Genomic DNA, 26,635 nt, shown 5'->3' with positions numbered 1-26,635 from the left:
AAATTGGTCTAGCCAAATTTTCGAATTGGATAGTCCAGCGTGGATCATCCCCTTCCGCGCCGTGGATGGAAAAAGGGCCCCGGACTGGTCGGTCCGAGGCCCCTTTTTGGCTCCTGGCGTTTGTTTCTCTACGTCTTGACGGCCAACGCCGCCTGGGCCGCCGCCAACCGCGCGATCGGCACCCGATAGGGCGAGCAAGACACGTAGTCGAGGCCGACCTTCTCGCAGAAGCTGATCGAGGCCGGATCGCCGCCGTGTTCGCCGCAGATGCCCAGCTTGACGTCCGGACGCGCCGCGCGGCCACGCTCGGCGGCCAGGCGGATCAGGTCGCCCACGCCGTCCTGGTCGAGGCTGACGAACGGGTCCTTCTCGAAGATGCCCTTCTCGATATAGGCGCCCAGGAACTTGCCGGCGTCGTCGCGGCTGATGCCGAACGTCGTCTGGGTCAGGTCGTTGGTGCCGAAGCTGAAGAACTCGGCGTTGGCGGCCAGGTCGGCGGCGCGCAGGGCGGCGCGGGGCAGCTCGATCATCGTACCGACCGTATAGGTCAGCGCCACGCCCTGCTCTTCCAGCACCGCCTTGGCGACACGGTCGGTCAGGTCGCGCAGATACTTCATCTCTTCGCCCTTGGCGACCAGCGGGTGCATGATTTCCGGCACCGGCGCGGCCTTGCCCGACTTGGCGATCTCGCAAGCGGCCTCGATGATGGCGCGGACCTGCATCTCGTAGATCTCGGGATACGAGACCCCCAGACGGCAGCCGCGATGTCCCAGCATCGGGTTGGTCTCGTGCAGCTCCTTAGCGCGGCGCAGCAGTTTGTCGGCGTCGAGGCCGGTGGCCTGGGCCACGGCTTCGACGTCCTCCTCGGTGTGCGGCAGGAACTCGTGCAGCGGCGGATCCAGCAGGCGGATCGTGACCGGCAGCCCCTCCATGATCGTGAACAGCTCGACGAAGTCGGCCTTCTGGAACGGCGCGATCTTGGCCAGCGCCGCGCGGCGACCCTGCTCGTCGTCGGCCAGGATCATCTCGCGCACGGCGGCGATCCGGGTGTCGTCGAAGAACATGTGCTCGGTGCGGCACAGGCCGATGCCTTCCGCGCCGAACTGGCGGGCGGTCTTGGCGTCCAGCGGCGTCTCGGCGTTGGCGCGCACCTTCAGGCGGCGGACCTGGTCGGCCCAGCCCATCAGGGTGGCGAAGTCGCCGGTCAGCTCGGGCTCGATCATCTTCGGCGCGCCGGCCAGGATCTCGCCGGTCGAGCCGTCGATGGTGATGATCTCGCCGGCCTTGAACTCGCGGCCACGAGCCCGGAACAGGCCTTCCTTGGGGAAGATCGAGACATCGCCGGCCCCGGACACGCAGGCCCGGCCCATGCCGCGCGCCACGACGGCGGCGTGGCTGGTCATGCCGCCCCGGGCGGTGATGATGCCGCGCGCGGCGTGCATGCCGTGGATGTCCTCGGGCGAGGTCTCCTCGCGCACCAGGATCACCGACTCGCCATTGGCGGCGGCCTTCTCGGCCGCGTCGCTATCGAACACGATCTTGCCGGTCGCCGCGCCGGGCGAGGCCGGCAGACCCGTGGTGATCACGTCGCGATGCGCCGAAGGATCGATGGTCGGGTGCAGCAGCTGGTCCAGCGAAGCCGGCTCGACGCGACCGACGGCCTCTTCCTTGCTGATCACGCCCTCGGCCGCCATGTCGACCGCGATCTTCAGCGCGGCCTTGGCCGTGCGCTTGCCGTTGCGGGTCTGCAGCATATAGAGCACGCCGCGCTCGACGGTGAACTCGATGTCCTGCATGTCGCGGTAGTGACGCTCCAGCGTCTCCACGACCGACTTGAACTGGGCGAACACCTCCGGCATCGCCTCTTCCATCGAGGGGGCGACGTCGCCCATCTCCTCACGAGCGGCCTTGGTCAGGGACTGAGGGGTGCGGATGCCCGCCACCACGTCCTCGCCCTGGGCGTTGATCAGGAACTCGCCGTACAGGCGGTTGTCGCCATTCGACGGGTTGCGGGTGAAGGCCACGCCGGTCGCCGAGGTGTCGCCCATGTTGCCGAACACCATCGACTGGATGTTCACGGCCGTGCCCCAGCTTTCGGGGATGTCGTGCATGCGGCGATAGAACTTGGCCCGATCGTTCATCCAGCTGGCGAACACGGCGCCGACGGCGCCCCATAGCTGCTCCTGGGCGTCCTGCGGGAAAGGCTTGCCCAGCTGGTCGCGCACGGCGGCCTTGTAGTCCTTGATCACCTCGGCCCAGTCGTCGGCCGTGAGGCCGGTGTCGACATGGACGTCCAGGCGATCCTTGTGATCGTCCAGGATCTCCTCGAACATGTGATGCTCGAGGTTCAGCACGACGTTCGAGTACATCTGGATGAAGCGGCGATAACTGTCATAGGCGAAGCGGCGATCGCCCGACAGCTTGGCCAGGCCCTCGACGGTCTCGTCGTTCAGGCCCAGGTTCAGCACCGTATCCATCATGCCCGGCATCGACGCCCGGGCGCCCGAGCGCACCGAGACCAGCAGCGGATTGGCGACATCGCCGAACGACTTGCCGGTGATTTCCTCGACCTTAGCGAGGCCAGCCTTGACTTGGTCGGCCAGCTCGGCCGGGTACTGCTTGCCGTTGGCGTAGTAGTGGACGCAGGCCTCGGTGGTGATCGTGAAGCCTGGCGGCACCGGCAGACCCAGGGACGACATCTCCGCGAGATTGGCCCCCTTGCCCCCGAGGAGGTTCTTCATCGAGGCGTCGCCGTCCGCGCCGCCTCCACCGAAAGCATAGACCCAGCGGGCCTTCGTGAGCGTATCTACCGGCATCTCGTGTTCACCCTGCGATAAGTGAAAAATGGCCGCGCCCCTCTGATGGGGGTCGTCTCGCCTTGGAACAGCGCTGCTTTGTTGTGATCCCGCAGTGCAATATCCGGGCGTTTCACTAGCACTTCGTCCAAGAACGCGTCCACTGGCGGTTCGCGTTCCAAGCGGTAACAAGAGAATTCGGCAAATAATTCCAATGACAACGTTGTCCGCTCGACGGTCTTGGCGAGCTTTCGGGCATCGGCGCCGGAAATCCGCGAGTTGAGCCGCGGCCGGACGATTGCCGCCGCTTGTCTTCGCGACGCGGAACGCTTCTCCTGGCGTCCGTGAAGCCGCACATCGCCCGACTCGGGGCGTCCCGAAATGACGCGGACGCCATCGCCGACCTGCACACCCGCAGCCGCCGGATCGCCTATCGCGGCCTCTATGGCGACGCCTATCTCGATCATGAGCTGTTCGACGTCTCGCGCGCGGTCTGGCGCGAGCGGTTCGCGACGTTTGATCCGGCGACCGACCTGATCCTAGCGGCTATGGAGGCCGGCGCGCCGATCGGCCTGGCCTACGCCTCGTTTCGCCTGAAACCCGAGATCGGCGCTCTGCTCGACAACCTGCATGTCGCGCCTGAGCGCAAGGGCGGCGGCCTGGGCTCGGCCCTGCTGGCCAGCGTGGCGCGATGGCTGGTCGAGGAGCACGACGGCGCCGCGCTGCATCTCGAGGTCTACGCGCCCAATATGGCGGCGCTGGGCTTCTACCGGCGCAAGGGCGGTGTGGAAGTCGCGCGGTACGCCGAAGTCGTTCCCGGCGGACGGGAGACGGACGTGGTGCGGTATCGCTGGGAACGGCCCTCCGACCTCCGCGCGTAGCGACGACGCTGCGCCCCCGAGAATCTCACACGAAAGCGGCGGGCGCCCGTCCCCGGTTCGCCCGCCGCTCGCCCCCGTGAAGGCGCCGTCGTCGGCTGTCAGCGGCCGCTGCACGGCCTTCACATCTCTAGAAGGGGATTTCGTCGTCCAAGTCGGCCGAGAAGCTCTCGCGCGGGCCGCTGGGCTGGCTGCGTTGACCGCCACCGCCGAAGCTGGAACCGCCGCCGCCCGAATAGCCGCCGCCGTATTCGTCGCCGCCGCCCGCCGAAGCGCCGGCGCTGTCGCCGCGACCGCCCAGCATGGTCAGCTCACCGCGGAACTTCTGCAGCACGATCTCGGTCGAATACTTCTCGACGCCAGTGTTGTCGGTCCACTTGCGGGTCTGGATCGCGCCCTCGATGTAGACGGTCGAGCCCTTACGCAGGTACTGCTCGGCCACCTTCACCAGGTTGTCGTTGAAGATGACCACGCGGTGCCACTCGGTCTTCTCCTTGCGCTCGCCGCTGGTGCGATCGCGCCAGCTCTCGGAGGTGGCGATGCGGAGATTGGCGACGCGGTCGCCCGAACCCAGGCTGCGGATTTCGGGGTCGGCCCCGAGATTGCCCACCAGAATGACCTTGTTGACGCTTCCCGCCATCACTTGACCTTGCTCTCGCCCGGCGACCCTCGCGCCGGAATCTGAGGCGAGACGTTAACGGCCAGCTAACGCCGATGCAAGTTTTGTTCTCACAATGTTCTTGTGGACGAGAAAAACGGTTGTGGACGGACGAAGCGCCCTGCCCTCGCGGTTTAAGCTCTACTGGGCCGGAACGCGGCGGATCGCGCCCGGCACGGCCAGACGGCCATCGCCCGTGCGGACCAGCGACATGAAGCGCGGCCCATCATAGGTCTGGCCGACGTAGATGCCTTCCTTCTCGATGAAGATGAAGGAGCCCTGATAGGCGCCGACCATGCCCTGGCTATTGGACTGGCCCAAGCGCACGAAGCGGATGCGCATGCCTTCCAGCGTGGCCGCGCACTCCTCCAGCTGCGGCACGTTGGTGGCCACCGGGTTGAAGCGCAGCGTCTTGTCCTTGTTGGTCGCGACGTGGAAACAGACGCCCGTCTCGAACGGCGCCTTGATTTCTTTCTGGCAACCGGCGAGCGCGAGACTCGAGGCGGCGAGGACGACGGCGGCGGCGAGGACGGTCTGCTTCATGGATTACACTTATAAACCTATCAGCCGTTCGGGATAGAGCAGTTGGGGCCCTGATCGAACGCGGTGTGGAAGCTGCGGTTGTCCGACGAGATCTCGACGCGGCCCGGCACCAGGCGCAGCGTCTCCTCGCCCCAGCGGCCATAGGTGGCGCCGCCCGAACGCTCGCAGCGGCCGCCGAACAGCTGCTGGGCGCAGGCGTTCAGGGTGATGTCGCCGGGCAGGCGCCGCCATTCGTTGCCGGCGTAACGCCAGCAGGCGCCCAGCGGGGCGTTGGCCGAGGCGCTGGTCGGCGTCGACGGCGAGGCGGGGCTCGAGGGCGTTGTCGCGGCGGGCGCGGTGACGGTCGGGGTCGGCGGCAGCGGCGTCAGGACCGTGCCGGCCTGGTCGGCGGCGGCCAGGGCGCCGGTCTCGTCGACGCCGACGTCCAGGGCGCCGGTGGCGACGCCGTTCTTCTTGGCGCACTCGGCCAGGGTGATCTCGCCGACGAAGGTCCCGCCCACGAAGCAGCGCAGCGGCCGCGCGGGATCCAGCTTGCTGTCGTCGTCGCGTCCGGTCTCGACGATCAGCCCGGCGCGCGAGGCCGGAGGGGCCTCGTCCGGCTTCTTGTCGTGGCCCGTCATGAGCGCCACGGCGATGCCCAGGCCCGCCAGCAAGGCGAGCGCCGCGCCGCCAGCCAGGATGATCCGTCGATCTTTCAGAAAGTCCATGCCCCTGGCTACGACGCGTCGATGACGCTTTCAAGCACGACGGGGCGGAAAGCGGCCGATCAGCCGCCGGTGAGGCGGGTCAGAGCCGCCTGATAGTTCGAGATCTGGTTCTTCAGATAGGCCGGCACCTCGCCACCCGTCTTGCCCGCGCCCGCCGAACCGTCGCTCTTGATCCCCATCGCCGTGTCGGCGATCTCGCGATAGCCGCTGCGCACCGCCGACATGGCGCGCTGGATGACCATGCTGGCGTTCTTGCGCCCCGCTTCGCTGGTCAGGTCCAGTTCGGGGGGCAAGCTCAGGCCGTAGACCGGACCGCTGCCGTCCGCCGAGACGGTCTTGCCGTCGTCGGTCTTGGTGGCGCGCACCACGCCGCCGGCTAGGCCCAGGGAACTCAGAACGTCGGAGCCGCCCTTGCCGGCCACGATCTCGATCGTCGAAGTGTTCGTGGCCGGACTGATCTTCAGCACCCGGCTGTTGCCGTTGGTCGCGACCTCGACCTTGGCGCGATAACCCGAAGCCTTCTTGATCTTGTCGGCGAGGGTTTCGAGCGTGTCGCTGGCCTCGATCTTGATTGTCGTCAGCGCGCCGCGCTCGCGCGTGCGGATCTGGAAGGTGTCGCCCGCCCGGGCCGCGGTCGCCGAGACGATGCGGTCGGACTGGGTGAAGTCCATCTCGCCGCTGGGCAGGCCGAACACGTCGAGGGCCGACGCGCCGCCACTCGAGACCGCCAGCGAGGTCGGTGTCGCGTAGCCGTCCTTGCCGGTCAGGCGCTGGCTCCAGTCGACATTACCGGTGCCGACATTGACCTGGGCGACGTAGCCGTCCTTGGCTCCGATCGTGGCCTCGCCGTCCAGGTTCGCGCCGGCCGAGCCGGTGAACCAAGCCGTCCCGTTCGAGACCGCGAAGCCGGTGACCGTGTCGTCGCCAGTGCCGCCGTAATAGGTCAAAGTGTCGGCGCTGTTGTCGCCGATGTTCAGCGACATGCGGCCGACGAAGGCGTCCATGCCGCCCGACGGCGCGGTCGTCGCACCGTTGATCGACATCAGCGTGTTGGCCGTATAGCCGCCGACATAGAGCTGGCCGCCGTCGATCTTCAGACCGACCAGATCGCCGCCCTTCAGCGAGCCCAGGTCGCGGGTCGCGCCGGCGGTGAGGGTGGCGGTCTTGGTGTAGGTGACGGGCGTCGACTCGTAGGCGCCGTATTTGTTCAGTTGGTTGACGTTCTCGGTGACGACATTGGTGGCGACGTCGAAGCTGCGCAGCATCGCTTCGCCATTCTCCTTGGACCCGACGATGACCTGCGAGCCATTGACGACGATATCGGACACGGAGTCGTTCTCGGCGCCGCCGAACTTTTGGGTGAACAGCGCCTTGGGCTGGCCGCCGGCGTCGGTGGCGAAGGCCGAGAGATAGGCGTCGTAGCCGCCGCTGGGATCCGCGCCCACGGCGCCCGGCAGGTCCGACTTGCTGCGGCCGCCGACATAGAGGACGCCGTCGGCGCCGAAGGCCAAGGCCGTGGCCTCGTCTTCCTGCAGGCCGCCGCGGCGCACCGTCCACTGCTCGTCGCCGTTGGAGTCGTAACGGGTGACGAAGCTGTCGGCGGTGGTCGAGCTGTCGCCGTTGTTGATCGGGCCGTTGACGGCGCCTTGCAGGCGGCCGCTGACCGAGCCGGCCACGGCGACGCTGCCGTCGTCGGCGACAGCGAGCGACAGGCCATTGGCCTCGTCGGTCGCGCCCAGGGTGCGGGCGTACAGCAGATGGCCGGCGCTATCGTACTTCAGCAGGGCGACGTCGCTGTCGCCCTTGATGACCTGCCCGTTAAGATCGGTCTTGCCTTCCACCTGGGTGTCGACGTCGGCCAGCATGTAGATCGAACCGTCCGCCCCGGCGACCGATTTGCGAACGCTGGAGATCGTCCCCTGAAGCGTCTCGCTGAAGACCTTGCCGCCCGGCGCGCCCGCCCCGGCCCCGGCCCCGGTTCCGGCCGAGCTGTATTTGGTCAGGGTGTTTTCGTAGACGGCGTCGTCGGTCTCGGTCTTCTTGTCCGGATCCGGATCGCCCGCCTTGGTCGTGACATAGACGGCCGGCGCCGTGGTCGGCGCGCTGAACGTCAGCTGCTCGACGGAATCGCCCTTCACCTTCAGCGCGAAATCATCGCCGGTGGCCGGCAGCTTCACCGGTTTGCCACCGACCTGAACCGTGCGCTCCTCGCCCGGCGTGCGCTGGACCGCGAAGCTCGTATTGAAGCCCGCGGCCTTCATCTTGTCGTTCATGTAGGTGACGACATTGGCCATGGTCCGGGGCGTCGCGCCCATCTCGGACAGGTCCATGGTCACGTTCGAGGTCACGCCGAAGCTCTTCACCGCGACGTTGAACGAGGCGTTGCCCTGGAACCTCGGCACCTCGTCATCGACCTGCCCACTGTAGAGGGTGTCGGTCGTGTAGGTGTAGGTCGCCTTGGGAACGCCCACGGTGCTCTTGGCGCTGGTCGTGACGGCGCCTGTCGTCAGACGCATCTGATCCAGCGACAGGTTCTGGACGTAGCTGCTGACCTCGCCCAGCCCCTTGGTCAGGGCGGTCTGCAGGCGCGTGATCTCGCCGTCGGTGACACCCTTTTCGCCGGCGCGCGCCGTCAGGGCCGACAGCGTGTTCAGCGCCTGATAGGTGGCGAACAGTTTCTTGTAGTCGGGGCTGACGCCCTTGAGGCTCGAGGTGTTGGCGCCTTCGTCGACGAACTTGCGGCCGCTCAGGGCCGTGCGAACTAGTTCGCTTGGCGCGGGCGCGGAGCCGCTCAGCCACGGCGCGTTCGGAACCACGGCCTTGGAGCCCGAGGACGCGGTGGTCGTTCCAGACGCGGCGGCACCCGTCACGCCCGAGCGGGCCTGATAGTAGCTGAGCAGAATGCTGGAATCGAAGCTGATCACGGCCTGTCCTGAGCGGGACGCAAAATCCCCCGCTCGTACCTTTGTCAGAGGATCGCTGACGACTCGTTAACGATTGGATCTAGGCGGCGATAAGGTTGGCGTCCGAAAGGGCCCGGCGGGCGGCTTCGCGCAGCAACAGCCATTCCGAAGCCAGAATTCCCAGCAGAACCACGTCGCGGGGCTGGCCGTCCTTCAGCACGTGGCCGCGCAGATAGCCCTCGCGGCGGAAGCCGGCGGCGGACTGGGCCTTCAGGGCCGCGTCATTGTCGGCCATCACCTCGGCGAACACCTTGTGCAGGCCCAACTCGCCGAACGCGTGATCCAGACCCAGCACCTGGGCGGCGCGGCCGACGCCCCTGCCCCTCGCCTCCGCCGAACCCAGAAACCAGTTCCAACTGGCGCGGCGGTGATGGCTGCTGAGACCGGTCAGGGTTAAAAGGCCCATAGGCGCTTCAGCGCGCGTGATCATCCAGCCGCGCATGTCGGGGTCGCTTCGCAGCGCCCGGAACCAGGCGGCGTGAGCCTCGCGGCTGGGCAGGTCGGCGTCCGACATCCAGCGGTCGACCTCAGGCTCGGAACGCCACTGAAAGAGGACCGCCTCGTCTTCGTCCCGCAAGTCGCGCAGCTCGATCATACCCGCCGCCGAATCCCCTGTAAGCCCTGCGGGAGCTTAGCCCGGCCAGGCTTGCAGACCTAGCGCCTGGGTTGGGCCTACGAGCCCTTGAACAGCGACAAAATGATCTGCGGCGCGCCGTTGGCGATCGAGAGCGCCTGGGCGCCCAGCTGCTGCTTGACCTGCAAGGCTTGCAGGCGGGCGCTTTCCTTGGCGAGGTCGGCGTCCACCAGGTTGCCCACGCCCGTTTCCAGCACGTCGCTGAGCTTGGAGACGAAGTTGCTGTGGGCGTCGATCTGCTTGGCCTGGGTGCCGATGTTGCCGACAGCCTGGTTGACCGCGCTCATCGTCGCGTCGAGGCGGGTCAGCACGCCGGCGGCGTTGGCCGAGGTCAGGATGTCGTCGGTGGCCGTCAGGGTGTTGATCGTGCCGCCCAGCGTCAGGTTCTGCAGGCCGAGCGTGATGGCCTGGGCAGCGTCGGCGTCGGCCAGGAACGACATGTCGGCGGCTTGGCTGCCATCGAGCAGGTTGGCGCCGTCGAACACCGCGCTGGAGATCACCTGCGTCAGGTTCTTCAACAGACCCTGGAAGTCCGAGTTCAGCGAGGTCAGCGACGACGTGGTCAGCGAGGTGTCCTTGGCGGCCACCACCTTCTCGCGCATCAGCTTCAGGAGATCGGAGACGGACTCGCCGGCCGCCAGGGCCACGTCGGCGATCGAGGTCGCGCGATCCAGGCTCATCTTGACCGCGCCGAGGGCGCTCATGTCGGCCCGCTGTTCCTGAGCGATCGACCAGACGGCCGCGTTGTCCTTCGCGGTCGAGATCGACTGACCCGTGTTGATGCGGGTCTGCACCGACTGCATGTCGTCGTTGGTGCGGTTCAGGTTCTGCAGCGCGATCAGCGCAGGCTGGTTCGTGTTGACGCTCAGCGTCATGCGCGGCCTCCGGTCGGCGATTTTGCCGTTGGTTGCGATCGCGCGTGATTCGACGTGCGATCCGGTCGCCGCCAAAATTGAGGTCAGAAGGTAAGATTATGGTTAACGCTTATAAACCATATCCATTAATCGGTGCGGCCCGCCGTCGCACCCCCGCCTTCCGCCTTAAGGCCTAGGCTTCAGGCCTGGCCGTCGAAGACCGCGCCCAACGCGTAGCCGGCTTCCTCGCGGAGCTTCAGAACCTGCTCGCGGGGGAACTGCTGCAGCGTCTCGCCGGTGCGGCGATCGACGGTCTTGTAGATGTATTGGCCGGTCTCGCCAGCCTGTTCGATCACCAGGCGCAGATCGCCGGGCTGCGGCCCGTCGTCGACCGGCTGGGCCGAATCCGTCTGGGCGGCCTGAGGCGCGGTCGCGCGCGGTTGGCCCGAAACGGCGATCGCGCCCTCGGACGGATCCGGGGCGTTCGATGGGGCGACGGTGGCGGCGAAATCTCTGATCGCCGACAAAGCGGCTTTGGGTTCCATTCTCTAATCCGCCGGCGTTTTCGTGCCGGCCCTCCTCTTCTGCTGAAATTCTCCCCGCACATTGATCCCTGGAAAGAGCGGAGGCGGGCCCCGCGGACCCGCCTCCTTCCCGTTCCTTAGCGGAACAGGCTCAGGATCGACGACGAGGACTGGTTCGCGATCGACAGCGCTTGCACGCCCAGTTGCTGCTTGGTTTGCAGCGACTGCAGCTTGGCGCTTTCCTTGGCCAGGTCGGCGTCCACCAGGTTGCCGACGCCGGCTTCCAGGCTGTCTTGCAGCTTGCCGACGAAGGTCAGGTGGGTGTCGAGGCCCGTCGACGACGTACCCAGCGAGGCCAGCTTGTTGGTGGCCGTGCCGATCGCCTTGTCGATTTGCAGGAGCTGCGACTTGGCGTTGGCGGCCGAGGTGAAGGTGAAGGCGGCCGACAGGCCGATGCCGGTCAAGTTCAGGCTCTTGGCGTTGACCGTGAAGCCCGAACCGTCAGTGTTGGCCAGGAAGGTCAGCTTGGTGGTGCTGCCGTCGGCGATGCTGACGCCGTTGAACTTGGCGTTGGTGGCGGCCTTCTCGATCTGGTCGCGCAGCGACTCGAAGTCGGCCTTCAGCGCGCTGAACGAGGCGGTGTTCAGCGAGGTGTCGGAAGCGGCCAGGGCCTTTTCCTTCATCTTGCCGAGCAGGTCGGTGATGGTGTCGCCAGCGGCCAGGGCCACGTCGATGGTCGACTGGCCGCGTTGCAGCGAGTCCTTCACGGCGTTCAGGCTGTTGGCGGTGGCCGTTTGGTTCTTGGCCATGGCCCAGATGGCGCCGTTGTCCTTGGCGTTACCGACCTTCTTGCCGGTGTTGATGCGCTGCTGGACGGTCTGCAGTTCGCTATTCGTGCTGTTCAGGTTTTGCAGGGCGATGAAAGCGCCGGCGTTCGTATTGATGCTATTCAGCGGCATACGAGTAGGTTCCTTTTCAAGGTATCCGACGCCATTTTGGCTGCCGGGAGCATTTTGCTCGAAAAGGTCTGTAGCAATTGCCGGGCCAATATTGCCCAGCGGCAGAGGTTCTTTAAGTCACTGATTTTATTACGTTATAGGTCCGTTAACGACGAAGGCCCCCGGCAATTTCTGCCGGGAGCCTTTCGACATGGGCAATTATTGCCGGGCACATTGTGCGCACCCAGCGGAAAGAGGCGCCGGACGGCTTTTGACAGCCGTCCGGCGTATCGGGCTCACCCCTTGAACAGCGACAGGATCGACTGCGGACTTTGGTTGGCGATCGAGAGAGCCTGGACACCCAGTTGCTGCTTGGTTTGCAGCGACTGCAGCTTGGCGCTTTCCTTCGCCAGGTCCGCATCGACGAGGTTGCCCACGCCGGCGTCCAGGCTGTCCTGCAGCTTGCCCACGAAGGTCAGGTGAGTATCCAGACCGCTCGAGGACGTACCCAGGGAAGACAGTTTGTTCGTCGCCGTTTGCAGCGCGCTGGTCATCTTGGCGATGATGCTCTGCGCGTTGGCCGCCGACGTGAAGGTGAGGGCCGCCGACAGCGACAGGCCATCGAGATCGATGGTCTGGGCATTCACCGTGAAGCTGCCCCCGTCCGAATTGGCGAGGAAAGCAAGACGCGTGGTGCTGCCGTCAGCGAGGCTAACGCCATTGAACTTCGCATTGTCCGCGGCCTTTTGGATTTGGTCGCGCAGCGATTCGAAGTCCGCCTTGAGGGCGTTGAACGAGGCGGTGTTCAGCGACGTGTCGGAAGCGGCCAGGGCCTTTTCCTTCATCTTGCTGAGCAGTTCGGTGATGGTGTCGCCCGCGGCGAGAGCCACATCGATCGTCGATTGACCGCGCTGGAGCGAGTCCTTCACGGCGTTCAACGAGCTCGAGCTCGCGCTTTGCATCTTGGCCATCGACCAAATCGCGCCATTGTCCTTGGCGGTTGCCACCTTCTTACCGGTGTTGATCCGGCCTTGGGTGGTGGTGAGCTCCGTGTTGGTTGCGTTCAGGTTTTGGAGCGCCAGAAGCGCACCAGGATTGGTGTTGATCGAGTTCAGCATTGGATACCTACCGTTTTGGTCGGATTTGTCCGGCGCATTGCCGGGCGGGCGTTTTGCCCTGCGCGTACCAACGCAAGCGGCGGGCCAGTCGAGCCGCGTTCGACGCCATCGACTAAAGCAATGATTTTATTGAATTTATAGAATTACACGGACCAAAAACGACACCGCCCGGCGAATGCAAGATTCGCCGGGCGGCAGGTTTTTCCGGAGATGATAGGCAAGACCTTCAGTCTTGCGGAATTCGAAGAATCAGGCGGCCTCGGGACGCCCGGACAGGCCCTGCATGATCATGCGGTTGATCTCGATCAGGGGCTCGAAAGTCTCCTCCTTGCGCATCACGGCGCTGGAGTGACGCCCAACCCACAGGCTCAGGGAGATGATGCTCGCGCGCATCTGGATCGGCAGCTGGTTTTCAGGCAAGGCGCAATCGGTCGCCAAGGCCGACCAGACCTTGCGATTCCAATCCAATGCGTCAATCCGCGTGGCGATGTCGTCCACCGGGGCCTGCGACGCGTCCATGAGGGCGCGCGTCACCTGCCCGAACAGGCGGTACTCCATTTCACGGGGATTCTCAGCCCGCGTCGCCGCCTGCTGATAAGCCCGAAGAGACATGCCCCAACCTCTCGTCTTCGTATTCAATCAACTTACGGCTCAACATTAGAGCCTTGTAGTACTCACGCGCCATAACGTGCTTCGAAATGGCGATGCAGTCCTGAAGGACCGTAGGATTGCGCACAACACCCATAAAATCGTTAAGGCGCGTCGCGAATTCCTCGTAGAACTTCTCCGCCACTCCTTCTTCGAGGTACATCATCATTACCGGGAAATAGATCCGACGCGCGGGCGTCGTGACCTGGTCCGGTTGCATGATGTCCTTTTCGCGAAGGACAGAGGCCTTGTTCTGGAGCACCAGAACACCGCGCCGGTCTCCGTTCTGGACCACGGCGCCGTTGAGAACGAATTTTTCGCCGGGCTTCAGCGACAGCTTCAAAGGCACTTAAGGCCGCTCCTTCATTGACGCCGCTTCGCCCGGTTCCGTCGATGACGACGGCTTGAAAGGCAAGCTAGCCGCGCACGTGTTAACGCTGTCTTGCCGTCCTTGCGACCGTGAGCCGCAGCTTAGGACTCAATTAAGCATAGCGCCTCAAAACATGGTTAACACCAGAGTCTAAGGTCAGCTCGCCATGCCTCGCAAACGCGCCCTCGAAATGTCCGCCAGCGCCCTCGCCCAGGCCGACGCCGGCGCCGCTCCGATCCATTCGGGCCAGATAGCCGGCGCCATCGGCGATTCGGCCTCGACCGAGGCCATCGAGCGCCTGAAGCAGGCCACCCAGAACGTCAAGAACGCCGAGAACAGCAAGCTGCTGACCCGCGCGATCAACGCCGTGCACACCGGCGCATACGATAAGGCCGACAAGCTGGCCCTCAAGCTGCTGAAAAGGGACGAGCAACTAGGCTTGGCCTGGCACATCCTGGGCATCGCTCGCGAAAAGAACGGCGACTACGCTTCGTCCCTCCGCGCATACGAAGCGGCGTTGAAGCTCCTGACGGATCACGCCGCGGTCGCTGGCGACCTCGGACGCCTAGCCTTCCGCATGAATATGCCAGACCTCGCCGCCAAGTTCTTCGCCCACTTCCGCCTCAGCCGCCGGGACGACGTCGAGGCGTCCAACAACCTGGCCTGCGCCCTGCGCGAGCTGAACCGCGAAGCTGAGGCGATCGAAGTCCTGAAGGAGGCGATCGCCGCTAACCCTACCGCGCCCGCGCTGTGGAACACGCTAGGCACGGTGCTGTGCAACGCCGGCGATGCGGCCGGCTCGATGATCTTCTTCGCCGAGGCCTTGAGCCTGAATCCTGACTACACCAAGGCCTGGCACAACCGTGCGTTCGCCAAATCGGACCTGGGGGACGTCAAGGGCGCCCTGGCCGATTGCGACGAGGCGATGAAACGCCCCGCCCTGCCCCAGGACCTGGCGATCATGCACTTTGCCCGGGCCACCCTGTTGCTGGCCCTCGGCCGTCTCGAGGAAGGCTGGAAGGCCTACGAATCGCGCTTCTCACACGAACTGTCGGAAGCGCCGCATTTCTATATCGGCGGCACCCGCTGGGCGGGCCAGGACCTGAAGGGCAAGCGCACCCTGATCATCGCCGAACAGGGTCTCGGGGACGAGATCATGTTCGCCAATCTGCTGCCGGACCTGCTGGAGGACTTGGGTCCGGAGAGCGCGGTGACCTTGGCGTTCGAACGACGCTTGGTCCCCCTGATTCAGCGCTCGTTCCCCGGCGTCGAGGTCCTCCCTCACCGGACCGTGGCTTACGAAGGCCGCGTGTGGCGCACCGTCCCCAACGTCGAAGATTGGGATCAATTCGACTATTGGACCGCGCTCGGCGAGTTCCTGAGCAGCCGCCGCGGGTCGCTGGAGGCGTTCCCCCAGCGCAAGGCGTTCCTCACGCCTGACCCGGAGCGCGTCGCCTACTGGAAGGCCGAGCTGGAGAAGCTGGGTTCGGGTCCCAAGATCGGCATACTGTGGAAGAGCTTGGTCCTGAGCGCCGAGCGGGCGCGCCAATTCTCGCCGTTCGAGGATTGGGAGCCCGTGCTGCGGACCGAGGGGGCGACCTTCATCAACCTTCAGTACGGTGATTGCGAGGAAGAGATCGCCTACGCCAAGGAGGTGTTCGGCATCGAGATCTGGCAGCCACCTGGTATTGATCTAAAGCAGGACCTGGACGACGTCACCGCCCTGTGCGCGGCGGTCGACCTCGTGGTGGGTTATTCGAACGCCACGATGAACCTGGCCGGAGCGGTCGGGACGCCATGCTTCATGCTGACCGGCGCCTCGGCCTGGACGCGTCTGGGGACCGACTATTACCCCTGGTACCCCAGCGTCCGCTGCTTCGTGACCCAGCAATATGGCCACTGGACGGAGGCCATGGCCAATGTCGCCGACGCCTTGCGAGACTTCGTGGCGCGATAATTATGTTCGATCGCACATTGTATTTCGCCACTACATAAATCGTCCCATTTCCGGTCCAGTTAACGAACTTGACCGGCCTGGGCTGGAGATAGGACAGCAACGATGGCGACAGTGAACGTTCGGCTGCGCGACGTGCGGGAGGAAGATCGCGAGCGGCTGCTGGACTGGCGCAACAGCCCCGACGTCGCCGCGTACATGTATTCCGACCACAAGATCGGCCGCGACGAACACGATCACTGGTTCGACGTCGTTCGTCACGAGGCTCGCCGCCGCTACTGGATCATCGAGGTCGCCGGCGAGCCCGTGGGTCTGGCCAACCTGGCCGATATCGACATGGTCCACCGCCGCTGCGCATGGGCCTATTACCTGGCCAGCCCCAATGTGCGCGGCCTGGGCGTCGGTTCTTTCGTCGAGTTCTGGGTGATCGAGCACGTGTTCGGCGACCTCGGCCTCAACAAGCTGTGGTGCGAGGTCCTGATCTCGAACGAGAGTGTCTGGCGTCTGCACGAGCTGTACGGCTTCCAGCGCGAGGCGCTGTTCCGCCAGCACGTCATCAAGAACGGCCACGCGATCGACGTCGTCGGCTTGGGCCTCCTGGCCGACGACTGGGCCGAGCGGCGCGAGGCCATGGCCCAGCGGCTGCGCGACAAGGGGTTCACGATCGAAACCCGATCCCCGGACCAGCTAAACCGCCTTTCCCATCGTGACACTTGCCAACGGCGTCCGCACCGGTAGTTTGATCGGCTCATTTTGAACAACTGTTCGAACCGGACTCGATTCCGGCGGAGATGGGCATGAGCCAGCGCTTCGAAGGCACTTCCGACTACGTGGCGACCGACGACCTTAAGGTCGCGGTGAACGCCGCCGTGGCGCTGGAGCGTCCCCTGTTGATCAAGGGCGAGCCGGGCACTGGCAAGACCGTGCTGGCCTATGAGGTGGCCAAGGCTCTGAACGCGCCGCTGATCACCTGGCACATCAAGTCGACGACCAAGGCCCAGCAGGGCCTCTATGAGTACGACGCCGTCACCCGTCTGCGCGACAGCCAGCTGGGCGACGAGCGGGTCAAGGACGTCAAGAACTACATCAAGAAGGGTAAGCTCTGGGAGGCGTTCGAGAGCGACCAGCGCCCGGTGCTGCTGATCGACGAGATCGACAAGGCCGACATCGAGTTCCCGAACGACCTCCTGCAGGAGCTCGATCGCATGGAATTCTTCGTCTACGAGACCGGCGAGACCATCAAGGCCAAGGTCCGGCCGGTGATGATCATCACCTCGAACAACGAAAAGGAGCTTCCGGACGCCTTTCTGCGCCGCTGCTTCTTCCACTACATCCGCTTCCCCGAGGAGGCGACGATGCAGGCCATCGTCGACGTCCACTTCCCGGGCATCAAGCAGAAGCTCGTGTCTGAGGCGCTGCGCATCTTCTACGACATGCGCAAGGTGCCGGGCCTGAAGAAGAAACCCTCGACTTCCGAGCTTCTCGACTGGTTGAAGCTGCTGCTGGTCGAGGACATCGACGACCAGGTCCTGCGCGAGAAAGACCCGACCAAGCTGATCCCGCCCCTGCACGGCGCTCTGCTGAAGAACGAGCAGGACGTCCATCTGTTCGAACGCCTGGCCTTCCTGGCTCGGCGCGAGGGCTCGGGCGCGCGACCCGGACAGTAGGGCCGCGGCGAAAAGGCCGTTACTTGGATTTCACTGGACGCGCCCAGGGCGCGCGCCCACCTTCCCGCGCAAACGAGGCCTCGCGTAAACAAGGCCCCGCGCAAACAAGGGAAGACCGCTACCCATGCGTCATTCGAAATGGCTGGCCGCCACGCTGCTAATCGGCGTCGGCGTGACGGCCCTGACGGCCTGCCATCGCGTCGAGCCGGAAAAGCGCGACCATGCCGAGCGCCGGCTGGGCCGCCGCGAGCCCATGCGCGTCATCGGCCGCCTCGACTGCCCCGAACGTCAGGGCGAACTCAAGCGCGTCAGCGTCGCCGACGATGGCCAGGCCTGCGCCTATGCGTCCGAGGAGGCCACGGTCGACCTGCGGCTGATCAAGCTGAACGGGGGCGACGCCGAGGCGGCCCTGGCGCCGATCGAGACGGAATTGAAGACGATCATGCCGCTGCCGCCGGCCGCCCCCAAGCCGCTCCACGGCAAGGCCGCCAAGAACCGCACCAGCATCCATCTTCCCGGCGTCAATATCGACGCCAGCGACGACGGCGCCGATATCCGTATCGGCCACCTGACCATCAACAGCGACGGCGGCGCCGCCGAGGTGAAGGTCAACAAGAACGTCAATTTCAAGAGCGACGACGCCCACGGCGCGGTCAGCGTCCATACGGACGACGAGCACGAGGGCGACGTGACGATCAAGGCCGACGACCACGCCGCCGAGATCCGCGCCAAGAAGGGCGGCGACGCCGTTCGCGCGACTTTGATCCTGGCCAACGACAAGGCCCCGAAGGGCTATCGCCTCGCCGGTTACGAGGCCCGCGGCCCCAAGGGCGGGCCGTTGGCCGTCGCCGTCGTCAAGGCCAAGACCCGTAACACCGACGACCACGACCTGTTCAAGGACATGAAGGCCTTGGTCCGCCACAACGTCGGGGGCTGACCATAAAAACTGTCATCCCGGCCAAGCGCGAAGCGCGCCGAGCCAGGACCGCCGGAAGCGTTCAGCCTGTCGCGGTCCCGGGTCTACGCTGCGCTTCGCCCGGGATGACAGGATTTTATTGTACCGGAACGACCTCCATCACCTTGTAGGTCAGCGGTCGGCCGTCCTCGTCGGTGACGGTGACGTATTCGCCCAGGGCGAAACGGTGCTCGCCCAGGCGGTGTAGCGGCTCGTCGTCGGCCTGGTCCTCGTCGTCATAGTCGAAGAACCAGCGCGCGCCCCGCTTGGCCAGGCGGCCGTCCACGGCGTCCTCGTCGGGCGCGAAACGGCGCACGCTGCAGGCGTCCTTGACCTTGGCATAGGCCCCCTCGTCGATATGACCATCCTCGGTCAAGGGCGCGGTCAGGGCGTAGCCGCGATGATCGTCGCCGCCGGCGAACTCGGTGCCGGGATTGCGCGCCAGGCGCATGACGATGCGGGACAGAGACATTCAAGGTCTCCCTTCTTTTGAAGTTTCAGTACTTTAGTGCGACAGGAACAACGAGGGCCCGTCGCTGTTCAGCAGCGTGCGGGTGGTGCCCCCGAAGATGAATTCCTGCAGCCTGGGATGACCGAACGCGCCGGCGACCAGGAGGTTCGCGCCGGTGTCCCGCGCCGCGCCCAGCAGCAGGCCGGCGGCGTCGCCATTGCCCTCGAGAACCTTCACCGTCGCCTTCACGCCGCGCGCGGCCAGGAATTCCACCAGACGCTCCAGCTCGAACGCCCGCGAGGAGGCGCCGGGCGCGCCGGCCACGATCACCGAGCCCGCTTTCTGCAGCAGCGGCAGGGCCGTACGCACGGCGCGGCTGGCCTCCTTGCCACCGTCCCAGGCCACCAGGGCCACGCCATCGACCTTGAAGCCAGGGCGCGTCACCAAGGTCGGACGCTGCTCGTCGGCGACCAGTTGCTGAAAAGATTCCGCGAGCGGTCCCTTGCCCCGCGCCGAGGCGTCGTCGAACACGATCACGTCCGACAGCCGGCCCTCCATGGCCAGGCCCGCCCAGACCGGCGAGTCCAGCGTGACCACGCGCGTGCGGGCGTAACCCGTCTCGGCCGCCAGCTTGCCCACGGCGCGCGCGCCTTCCAAGGCCGCTTCCTTCAGGCTTTCCAGAGCGGTGACCTGGACGCCGCCCATGAAGCCCTCGCCCATCCAGGGCATCAGGTCGGCCATGTCGGCGGGAGCGTGGACACAGGCCAGTTCGGCCTGGAACGCGCCAGCCAGAGCCGCGGCGGAGGCCAAAACGCCCTGATCGTTCGGGGTTCCGGCCAGCGGAACCATGATTCTCGCCCAACTCATGATCGAACTCCCTTCAGGGGCATTTCCACAGATGACGGCGACGCGCTCATTGATCTTTCTCAATCGATGGGCCAGTCAACCACCTTCACCGTAAGGAACGATCTCGTGGCCAAAGGGCTGCATAGGGGCGGACCGCCCCGCGCTTGGCAAAGGATGCTCTCCGGACGTCGGCTCGACTTGCTCGATCCGTCGCCGATGGACATCGAGATCGAGGACATCGCCCACGGCCTGGCCCGTGTCGCCCGCTGGAACGGCCAGACGGTCGGCGACCACGGTTTCTCGGTGGCCCAGCACAGCCTGGTGGTCGAGGAGATCGCCGCGCACATCAAGCCCGACCTGGAGCCGCGCTGGCGCCTGGCCGCCCTGCTGCATGACGCCAGCGAATATGTGATCGGCGACATGATCAGCCCGTTCAAGGCGGCGCTGGGGGTGAGCTACAAGGATTTCGAGGCTAGACTGGAGGATGCGATCCACATCCGCTTCGGCCTGCCCGTGAAAACCCCCGCCCCGATCAAGAAGCTGATCAAGCAGGCCGACCGGGCCTGCGCCTTCTTCGAGGCCACCCAGCTGGCGGGCTTCGAGCACGCGGAGTCGTTGTCGATCTTCGGCGCGCCGCCGGCCGGCTATGACCTGCGCATCGTTCCGCAGCCGCCATTCGAGGCCCAGGCGCGCTATGTGCAGCGCTTCCATGTGCTCTCGCGGGCGGCCGGTTACGAGTCCGCTCCGGGCGCGGCGTTCGAGACCGAATGAGCACGCTGGCATGAGCACATCGGTCGTCATCGGCCTGTCGGCGGTGGTCGTCGCGATCCGCGATGGCGAGGCCGTCGTCCTGACCGTGCGACCGCACGACGCCGTCACCGACATCGCCTCGCCGCTGTCCGGCCTGCCGTTCGGTCCGTTCGACCCCGAGGCGCACCGCACCTTCGAGCTCGGCCTGCGCGCCTTCGTGACCGCCCAGACCCGCTTCCAGCTCGGCTATGTCGAGCAGCTCTACACCTTCGGCGACAAGGGCCGCGACGCTCCGCGCGCCGAGGTCGGGGCCGGCGCGGCGCGGGTGGTCTCGGTCGGCTATCTGGGCCTGACGCCCAAGGCGGTCGACACCGACGCGCCCGACACCGCCTGGGCGCCGTGGACGCGGTTCTTTCCCTGGGAGGACTGGCGCGCCGGCCGCCCGGCCCTGCTGGACGAAGCGATCGCCCCCGCCCTGCGCCGCTGGGCCGGCGATGACGCGGCCAAGTGGTCGCGCGCCCGCCTGGCCTTCGCCCTCGAGGACGCGCCATGGAACGAGGAGCGGGTGCTGGAGCGCTACGAGCTGCTCTATGAGGCCGGCCTGGCCCCCGAGGCCGCCCGTGACCGAGCCCGCGCCGACGGCCATGACCCGGCTGAGCCCGCCGCCCTGTCGGCGGCATTGGGCGAGCCGATGATCTCCGATCACCGGCGGATCCTGGCCACCGGCCTCTCGCGCCTGCGCGGCAAGATCAAGTATCGCCCCGTGGTGTTCGAGCTGACCCCCGAGGAGTTCACCCTCTCGACCCTGCAGCGCACGGTCGAGGCCATCGCCGGCGTGCCGCTGCACAAGCAGAACTTCCGCCGCGTCGTCGAACGTGAGGAGCTGGTCGAGGGCCTTGGCCGCCTCGATGCCGAGACCGGCGGCCGCCCGGCCGAGCTGTTCCGCTTCCGCCGCGAGATGCTGGCCACGCGGCAGGCCACGGGCCTGTCTCTGCCACTGCTCCGGGACTAGCCGCCCTTCTCCGCCTCTACCCTCGCCCGCCACTTGGCCTTCAGCGTGCGCGAGGTGTCGCGCGAACCGTCCGGGCTCCAGCCCGGCGGACCAAAGACGTAGCCCAGCGCCTCCCGCGGCGACTTCGCGCCGGCCAAATCCTTGGCGATGCCGATCCACTCGTGGAAGACGTTGTACAGCAGGTTGAAGTTGCCGAGGTTCTTCACCGTGCCGTAGCGGCAGGGCTCGTCGTCGACCTCTGGAATGAAGGTGCCGAACAGGCGGTCCCAGACGATCAGGATGCCGGCGTAGTTGGCGTCCAGATAGCGGGCGTTGCGCGCGTGGTGCACGCGGTGGTGCGAAGGCGTGTTGAACACCGCCTCGAACCAGCGGGGCATGCGCTTGATGGTCTCGGTGTGGATCCAGAACTGGTAGACGAGACTGATCCCCTTCTGGATCGCCACCATGGCCGGAGGAAAGCCCAGGAACGACAGCGGCAGCCACAGCAGCCAGGTCCCGGCGACGCCGCCGGTCCAGGTCTGCCGCAAGGCGGTCGACAGGTTGTAGTGGGTCGAGGTGTGGTGGTTGACATGGCTCGCCCACCAGAACCGCCGCTCGTGGGCGATGCGGTGGAACCAATAGTAGGTCAGGTCCTCCAGCAGGAAGACGGCGATCCAGGCCCAGATCGCGGTCATCGGGATCGTGAAGATCCGATGCCGCCAGACCCAGACCGTCGTCGCGAAGATCACCCCGCCCAGGATCAGGCCGGCGACCGTGCTGCCGAAGCCCATCGACAGCGACAGGGCCGTATCGCGCGTCTCGTAATTGGCCTTCGCCTTGCCTAGGCGCCCCAGCAGGATTTCCAGGATGATGGCCAGCACGAAAAAGGGAATGGCGAGCTGGACGGGGTCGAACGCGGCTTTCAGCATCAGACGAACTCTTTCGGCGGCCAGACGGCGTCGTTGACGGCGAACACGGGACGGGCGTCGGCGAGGCGAACCGTGAGGCGGCCATTGGTCGGTTTCAGAGCCGCGACGACCGACCAGGGCAGATCCCGCGCCACATAGCCGTCGCCCCGCCGGTACAGCACCAGCGCCAGGTCGCCTTCGCGAGCGATGACCCCCGCGCCGTCGGCGGCGATCCAGACGGCGTCCGGCCTATGGTCGGGGAACTCCAGATCGAGCAACGCGCGGGCTGACTCTGCATCGAGCGGCGGGGTCGCCCGCGCCACGCCCAGCCACGCCGCGAACGCGACGAGCAGAGCCACGGCGACCACGGAACCGCCCAGCTGAATCAGCATCGCCTTGTCCAAGACCGGCGCATCCCCCCGTAACTTATTGCCGTTCAGATTGACGGCTCCGCGCAAGCCGTCAAGGCCCAGGGCTTTACGGTCACGCCTAGCGCCGCTTATCCTGCCCGGAGGTTGAGTTGGCGCGCTTGCGTCATCCGGAGGGAAAGTTCCATGTCGTTGATGTTCGAGCCGCTTCGTAAATTCGCCGTTTTCGAAGGGCGCGCCCGGCGGTCGGAATACTGGCTCTTCGCGCTGTTTCAGATCCTGCTGATCGTCGGCTTCTTCATCTTCGCCGGGATCGTCTATGCCGCGTCCGGCGGCTCGACGAGCGAACACTGGGAGGGTCCGGGCGCGATGCTGGTCGGCGGTGTCGGCCTGCTTCTGTGTCTGTTCGCCATCGCCCTGATCATTCCCGGCTTGGCCGTCAGCGTCCGCCGGCTGCACGACAGCGACAAGTCGGGCTGGCTGCTGCTGCTCAGCTTCATTCCGTTCGGCGGCTTCGTGATCCTGATCTTCACGCTCATGGACGGCACGCCGGGACCGAACCGCTACGGCCCAGATCCGAAGGATCGCGCCGGTCCGGCGGGCGGCGGCCCCGTGGTCCACAACCACTACTATGGCGGCGAGCCGCCGAAGCCGGCGGCCAGTATCGTCGAATAGCTGGCGTCACCGCCGCGAACGACCACGGCGCGCCTCGCGAGAGGCGCGCCGTTTTTCATGGCTTGAGGCTATCGGCTAGAAGCGGCGGACGTAGCCGACCGACACCGTGTCGGAGCTGAGATCGCCCTTGGTGTATTCCGACTTCGTGAAGTCGGCGCGCAGGCCGTTCTTGTCGTCGAACTTGTACTCGGCGCCGACGCCATAGTTCCAGCTGTCCTGGCTGCCGTCGAACTGCGCAGCGGCCGGATTGTTGGTCTTGAACTTGGTCGTGCCGTAGCCGGCGCGGGCCAGGAGGTCGAGGTTCGGGGTCACCGGCAGGTAGCCGACGGCGTAGCCCGCGACTTGGTGCTCCATCTTCACATTGGCCGGACCGCCGGGCGTATAGACCTTGTCACCGTCGACGCCGCCGGCCGCTTCGGCTTCGACGCCGAAATGCGGCGTAAGCTTGGCGCCCACGCGCCCTTGAATAGCGCCGGTGTCAGCGCCCTTCGTCCGAGTTTGGCCATAGTTCAGGGAGCCGTAGTATTCCGGCGAAGTCTGAGCCTGTGCAATGATCGGGGCCGCGAGAACCGAACCGGCGACCAGGGTGGTGGCGATGAGAGTCTTCATTGTTGTACTCCAATTCTACTCGTAGTCTTCAGCTCCCTCAGCCAGCCTAGGGCTAGGCCGATAACGCGGCGGGCATGCGGCGGTTCACGGCCGCGTTTAAGGTCATTGCGTGTCGTGGCTGAAAAGCCGCAGGGCCCGCGGAGGGATGACGGCGGCGTCATCCATGCTATCTACGGGTTCAAACAAGCGTCAGAACGCGGGCCCGCCCCAATCGAGGACGAGGTCCGCGCGTATCATCGGGACCGCCGTCTTGCCGCAAGCCGTCATCGCCGCCACGGGGCTGTACACCCCGCCCCACAGCATTTCGAACGCCGAGCTGGTCGAGGCCTTCAACACCTTCGTTGAGCGCTTCAACGCCGCCAACGCCGACGCCATCGCGGCCGGTGACGTGGTCGCCCTGGCCCCCTCCTCGCCCGAATTCATCGAGAAAGCGTCGGGCATCAAGTCGCGCTTCGTGATGAACAAGGCCGGCATCATCGATCCGGACCTGATGCGGCCGGTCATTCCCGAGCGCTCTAACGACGAACTGTCGATCCTGGCCGAGATGGCCGTCGCGGCCGCCAGGCAGGCGATCGAACGCTGGGGCAAGCCGGTCAGCGAGATCGGCGCGGTGATTTGCGCGGCCTCCAACATGCAGCGCCCTTACCCGGCCATGGCCATCGAGATCCAACAGGCGCTGGGGATCGACGGCTTCGCATTCGACATGAACGTCGCCTGTTCGTCGGCCACCTTCGGCATCAAGACCGCCGCCGACTTCGTGACGACCGGTAGCGCCAAGGCCGTGCTGATGGTCAATCCCGAGATCTGCTCGGGCCACCTGAACTTCAAGGACCGCGACAGCCACTTCATCTTCGGCGACGTGGCCACGGCCGTGATCGTCGAGGACGCCGCCCAGGCCAAGGACGGCTGGGAGATCCTGGGCGCGCGCCTGAAGACCCAGTTCTCGAACAACATCCGCAACAACTTCGGCTTCTTGAACCGCGCCGCGCCCGAGGGCGAAGGCGCCCGGGACAAGCTGTTCGTCCAGGAAGGCCGCAAGGTGTTCCGCGAGGTGGTGCCGATGGTCAGCGAGATGATCGTCGAGCACGCGGCCGACCTGGGCCTCGACCCGCACGCCCTCAAGCGCCTCTGGCTGCACCAGGCCAACATCAACATGAACGAGATGATCGGCCGCAAGGTGCTGGGCCGCGACCCGACGCCCGAAGAGAACGTCATCATCCTGGACGAATACGCCAACACCAGTTCGGCCGGCTCGATCATCGCCTTCCACACCGCCAATGACGACTTCGCGCCGGGCGAGACGGGGCTGATCTGCAGCTTCGGGGCGGGCTATTCGGCGGGTACGGTCTTCGTGCGCAAGCGGTGAACTTAAACATTGTCATCCCGGCCTTAGGGTAGCGAAGAGCCGGGACCGCCAAGAGCTCAGCGCTTCCGGCGGTCCCGGCTCGGCGCGCTCCGCGCTTGGCCGGGATGACAGATTTCAATGACCCTTCGGGTGCGTCGCCTTCCAATCCATGGCTCGGCGGATGCGCACGCCTACGGCCGGGTGGTCGTAGAACAGCACCTCCTCCAGCTTCGAGGGCGTGGCAGCGCGGTACTCGATGGTCTTGACGAGCGCCTTGGCCAGGCCGTCGGGCTCGTTGAAGTTCACCAAGCTGTAGCGGTCGGCGTCGCTCTCGACCTCGCGGATCAGGGTGTTGACGATCGGTCCGCCCACCAGGACCAACGCCGCCAAGATCACTGTCAGCACCGGCAGGCCGGCCGGATCGGCGATCCCGGTCACGCCCTTGGCGTTCAGCGCCGCGGCGAACCACGGGAAGGTCCGGTCGACGATGAAGAAGCCGCAGACGGCCAGCACCGAGAAGATCCCGGTGATCCACAGTGAGTGCTGACGAGCATAGTGGCCCATCTCGTGGCCGACGACGCCGCGCACCTCGGCGATGTCCGCGCCCTTCTTGAACATGGTGTCGCTCATCGCCACGCGGGCCGAGCCGCCCAGGCCAGAGACGTTGGCCGTATAGGCGTTGGACTGCTTGGAACCGTCGTAGACGAAGATCTTGTCGCTGGGGATGCCGACCGACTTGGCCATGGCCACGACCTCGTCGCGGACGGGACCAGCTGGCGCGGGCGTGTACTTGTTGAACAGCGGCTCGATGTAGATCGGCGCGATCAGCATACCGAACACGATGAAGACCGCCGTCAGCCCGCCGGCCCACAGCCACCACAGGCGGCGCGCGCGCCGGATCAGCAGATACAGCAGGGCGAGGAACAGCCCCGTGAATACGGCCGAGATCAAGGCCGACAGGATGTTTTCGCCTAGCCAGCCGGTGAACGCCTGGCTGGTCAGGCCATATTGCTTCTGCCTCCACCAGTCCGCGTAGACCGACCATGGCAACTCGAGCACCCAGCTGAAAGCCAGGTAGACAACCGCCACCACCAGGCTGGCCAGAAACGGTCTTCCCTTCTTCCGCTCGACGCCCTGCTCGACCTTGGTCAGCACGCCGGTGCGAATGACGATCCAGGCGGCCACGACCGAGACGACGAAGCCCCACAGCAGCAGCCAGTGTCCGCCTTGCGTGTACTGCTGAGCCTTGACGTGCGCTTCTGGCGGAAGTTGCGCCAGATAGGCGGCCGTGGCGGCCGCCGGGTCGAATGGATGTGCCATGGCCCCTCCCAGAGATGAACGAGGAGCAAGCCGCGAGTCCGCGACCGTCGTCAGCTTAAATCGACGACATGATCCGCCAACGGCGAAGTCCAGGTTGTCGGAGCCATGTTCGGGCTAGCGAACGGCGCGGTCCCGTATAGAAATGCGCGGGATTGTTTCGCTCAAA

At 65.8% G+C, this 26,635-nt stretch carries 27 protein-coding genes; 9 read left to right on the top strand and 18 right to left on the bottom strand.

Translation table 11 applies throughout. The features are described 5' to 3' along the window. Positions 1 to 128: 128 nt before the first annotated feature. On the bottom strand, positions 129 to 2,816 hold the full coding sequence (gene ppdK / locus ABIC66_RS19065) for a pyruvate, phosphate dikinase (RefSeq protein ID WP_354072160.1): 2,688 nt from the start codon (positions 2,814 to 2,816) through the stop codon (positions 129 to 131). A 323-nt stretch (positions 2,817 to 3,139) separates the two neighbouring features. Here ppdK and ABIC66_RS19060 point away from each other — a divergent pair, with 323 nt between their 5' ends. Next, on the top strand, positions 3,140 to 3,676 hold the full coding sequence (locus tag ABIC66_RS19060; protein ID WP_354072158.1) for a GNAT family N-acetyltransferase: 537 nt from the start codon (positions 3,140 to 3,142) through the stop codon (positions 3,674 to 3,676). 127 nt (positions 3,677 to 3,803) lie between these two features. Here ABIC66_RS19060 and ssb read toward each other — a convergent pair whose 3' ends face one another. The 11 genes from ssb to flbT all read right to left on the bottom strand — a co-directional run bounded on the left by ssb (position 3,804) and on the right by flbT (position 13,609). After that, the gene (gene ssb / locus ABIC66_RS19055; protein WP_354072156.1) at positions 3,804 to 4,313 is read right to left on the bottom strand and encodes a single-stranded DNA-binding protein; all 510 of its coding nucleotides are present in this window, start codon (positions 4,311 to 4,313) and stop codon (positions 3,804 to 3,806) included. A 159-nt stretch (positions 4,314 to 4,472) separates the two neighbouring features. Continuing rightward, positions 4,473 to 4,874: a hypothetical protein gene (locus ABIC66_RS19050; protein ID WP_354072154.1), complete on the bottom strand. Its 402-nt coding sequence runs from the start codon at positions 4,872 to 4,874 to the stop codon at positions 4,473 to 4,475. Between the two features lie 20 nt (positions 4,875 to 4,894). After that, positions 4,895 to 5,581 carry a hypothetical protein gene (locus ABIC66_RS19045; protein ID WP_354072152.1) on the bottom strand — a complete coding sequence of 229 codons (687 nt, stop codon included), beginning with the start codon at positions 5,579 to 5,581 and terminating at the stop codon, positions 4,895 to 4,897. A 59-nt stretch (positions 5,582 to 5,640) separates the two neighbouring features. After that, positions 5,641 to 8,505, bottom strand: a complete 2,865-nt coding sequence (locus ABIC66_RS19040) for an autotransporter outer membrane beta-barrel domain-containing protein (RefSeq protein WP_354072150.1) — start codon at positions 8,503 to 8,505, stop codon at positions 5,641 to 5,643. A 79-nt stretch (positions 8,506 to 8,584) separates the two neighbouring features. Then, positions 8,585 to 9,139 carry a UDP-4-amino-4,6-dideoxy-N-acetyl-beta-L-altrosamine N-acetyltransferase gene (pseH, locus tag ABIC66_RS19035; RefSeq protein WP_354072148.1) on the bottom strand — a complete coding sequence of 185 codons (555 nt, stop codon included), beginning with the start codon at positions 9,137 to 9,139 and terminating at the stop codon, positions 8,585 to 8,587. Positions 9,140 to 9,216: 77 nt separating this feature from the next. Then, entirely contained in the window at positions 9,217 to 10,053 is an 837-nt protein-coding gene (locus ABIC66_RS19030) for a flagellin N-terminal helical domain-containing protein (RefSeq protein ID WP_354072146.1), read from the bottom strand. A gap of 179 nt (positions 10,054 to 10,232) precedes the next feature. Next, positions 10,233 to 10,577 (bottom strand): hypothetical protein, encoded by a 345-nt coding sequence (locus ABIC66_RS19025; protein WP_354072144.1) that lies wholly within the window; start codon positions 10,575 to 10,577, stop codon positions 10,233 to 10,235. 116 nt (positions 10,578 to 10,693) lie between these two features. Next, complete coding sequence (locus ABIC66_RS19020) at positions 10,694 to 11,515, bottom strand: flagellin (RefSeq protein ID WP_354072142.1); 822 nt, start codon at positions 11,513 to 11,515, stop codon at positions 10,694 to 10,696. A gap of 275 nt (positions 11,516 to 11,790) precedes the next feature. Then, positions 11,791 to 12,612 (bottom strand): flagellin N-terminal helical domain-containing protein, encoded by an 822-nt coding sequence (locus tag ABIC66_RS19015; RefSeq protein WP_354072140.1) that lies wholly within the window; start codon positions 12,610 to 12,612, stop codon positions 11,791 to 11,793. Between the two features lie 249 nt (positions 12,613 to 12,861). Then, positions 12,862 to 13,224, bottom strand: coding sequence for a flagellar biosynthesis regulator FlaF (gene flaF / locus ABIC66_RS19010; protein ID WP_354072138.1), 363 nt, complete (start codon positions 13,222 to 13,224; stop codon positions 12,862 to 12,864). After that, positions 13,184 to 13,609 (bottom strand): flagellar biosynthesis repressor FlbT, encoded by a 426-nt coding sequence (flbT, locus tag ABIC66_RS19005; protein WP_354072136.1) that lies wholly within the window; start codon positions 13,607 to 13,609, stop codon positions 13,184 to 13,186. Before flbT ends, flaF begins: the two co-directional genes overlap by 41 nt. A 211-nt stretch (positions 13,610 to 13,820) precedes the next feature. Here flbT and ABIC66_RS19000 point away from each other — a divergent pair, with 211 nt between their 5' ends. From ABIC66_RS19000 to ABIC66_RS18985, 4 genes are all read left to right on the top strand, one after another. Next, the gene (locus ABIC66_RS19000; protein ID WP_354072134.1) at positions 13,821 to 15,587 is read left to right on the top strand and encodes a tetratricopeptide repeat protein; all 1,767 of its coding nucleotides are present in this window, start codon (positions 13,821 to 13,823) and stop codon (positions 15,585 to 15,587) included. A gap of 102 nt (positions 15,588 to 15,689) precedes the next feature. Then, entirely contained in the window at positions 15,690 to 16,322 is a 633-nt protein-coding gene (gene pseH, locus ABIC66_RS18995) for a UDP-4-amino-4,6-dideoxy-N-acetyl-beta-L-altrosamine N-acetyltransferase (protein ID WP_354072132.1), read from the top strand. Between the two features lie 59 nt (positions 16,323 to 16,381). Beyond that, on the top strand, positions 16,382 to 17,251 hold the full coding sequence (locus ABIC66_RS18990; protein ID WP_354072130.1) for an AAA family ATPase: 870 nt from the start codon (positions 16,382 to 16,384) through the stop codon (positions 17,249 to 17,251). A 124-nt stretch (positions 17,252 to 17,375) separates the two neighbouring features. Then, positions 17,376 to 18,188, top strand: coding sequence for a hypothetical protein (locus ABIC66_RS18985; RefSeq protein ID WP_354072128.1), 813 nt, complete (start codon positions 17,376 to 17,378; stop codon positions 18,186 to 18,188). A 115-nt stretch (positions 18,189 to 18,303) separates the two neighbouring features. On the opposite strand, the gene ABIC66_RS18980 is transcribed toward ABIC66_RS18985, so the two are convergent. Continuing rightward, positions 18,304 to 18,678 carry a hypothetical protein gene (locus ABIC66_RS18980; protein ID WP_354072126.1) on the bottom strand — a complete coding sequence of 125 codons (375 nt, stop codon included), beginning with the start codon at positions 18,676 to 18,678 and terminating at the stop codon, positions 18,304 to 18,306. Between the two features lie 33 nt (positions 18,679 to 18,711). Continuing rightward, the gene (locus ABIC66_RS18975; protein WP_354072124.1) at positions 18,712 to 19,524 is read right to left on the bottom strand and encodes a universal stress protein; all 813 of its coding nucleotides are present in this window, start codon (positions 19,522 to 19,524) and stop codon (positions 18,712 to 18,714) included. A 105-nt stretch (positions 19,525 to 19,629) separates the two neighbouring features. On the opposite strand from ABIC66_RS18975, the gene ABIC66_RS18970 reads away from it, so the two are divergent. After that, a complete protein-coding gene (locus ABIC66_RS18970; protein WP_354072122.1) occupies positions 19,630 to 20,274 on the top strand; it encodes a YfbR-like 5'-deoxynucleotidase in 645 nt (214 codons plus the stop codon). After that, the gene (locus ABIC66_RS18965; RefSeq protein ID WP_354072120.1) at positions 20,213 to 21,265 is read left to right on the top strand and encodes an NUDIX hydrolase; all 1,053 of its coding nucleotides are present in this window, start codon (positions 20,213 to 20,215) and stop codon (positions 21,263 to 21,265) included. Before ABIC66_RS18970 ends, ABIC66_RS18965 begins: the two co-directional genes overlap by 62 nt. On the opposite strand, the gene ABIC66_RS18960 is transcribed toward ABIC66_RS18965, so the two are convergent. Continuing rightward, on the bottom strand, positions 21,262 to 22,173 hold the full coding sequence (locus ABIC66_RS18960) for a sterol desaturase family protein (protein ID WP_354072118.1): 912 nt from the start codon (positions 22,171 to 22,173) through the stop codon (positions 21,262 to 21,264). The two genes, ABIC66_RS18965 and ABIC66_RS18960, sit on opposite strands and share 4 nt — an antisense overlap. Next, positions 22,173 to 22,556 carry a hypothetical protein gene (locus tag ABIC66_RS18955; RefSeq protein WP_354072116.1) on the bottom strand — a complete coding sequence of 128 codons (384 nt, stop codon included), beginning with the start codon at positions 22,554 to 22,556 and terminating at the stop codon, positions 22,173 to 22,175. Before ABIC66_RS18955 ends, ABIC66_RS18960 begins: the two co-directional genes overlap by 1 nt. 150 nt (positions 22,557 to 22,706) lie before the next feature. Between ABIC66_RS18955 and ABIC66_RS18950 the strand changes: the two genes are divergently transcribed. Then, positions 22,707 to 23,195, top strand: a complete 489-nt coding sequence (locus ABIC66_RS18950; RefSeq protein ID WP_354072114.1) for a DUF805 domain-containing protein — start codon at positions 22,707 to 22,709, stop codon at positions 23,193 to 23,195. 75 nt (positions 23,196 to 23,270) lie between these two features. Here the strand turns inward: ABIC66_RS18950 and ABIC66_RS18945 are convergent, their stop codons facing one another. Next, on the bottom strand, positions 23,271 to 23,804 hold the full coding sequence (locus ABIC66_RS18945) for a porin family protein (protein WP_354072112.1): 534 nt from the start codon (positions 23,802 to 23,804) through the stop codon (positions 23,271 to 23,273). Positions 23,805 to 24,054: 250 nt separating this feature from the next. Between ABIC66_RS18945 and ABIC66_RS18940 the strand changes: the two genes are divergently transcribed. Next, a complete protein-coding gene (locus tag ABIC66_RS18940; protein WP_354072110.1) occupies positions 24,055 to 25,170 on the top strand; it encodes a beta-ketoacyl-ACP synthase III in 1,116 nt (371 codons plus the stop codon). A gap of 114 nt (positions 25,171 to 25,284) precedes the next feature. On the opposite strand, the gene ABIC66_RS18935 is transcribed toward ABIC66_RS18940, so the two are convergent. Beyond that, complete coding sequence (locus ABIC66_RS18935) at positions 25,285 to 26,469, bottom strand: M48 family metallopeptidase (protein WP_354072109.1); 1,185 nt, start codon at positions 26,467 to 26,469, stop codon at positions 25,285 to 25,287. Positions 26,470 to 26,635 lie beyond the last annotated feature (166 nt).

Origin of the sequence: Caulobacter sp. 1776, assembly GCF_040545685.1 — a bacterium.
Classification (GTDB): Bacteria; Pseudomonadota; Alphaproteobacteria; order Caulobacterales; family Caulobacteraceae; genus Caulobacter.
This window is presented reverse-complemented; position numbering and strand designations above follow the sequence as displayed.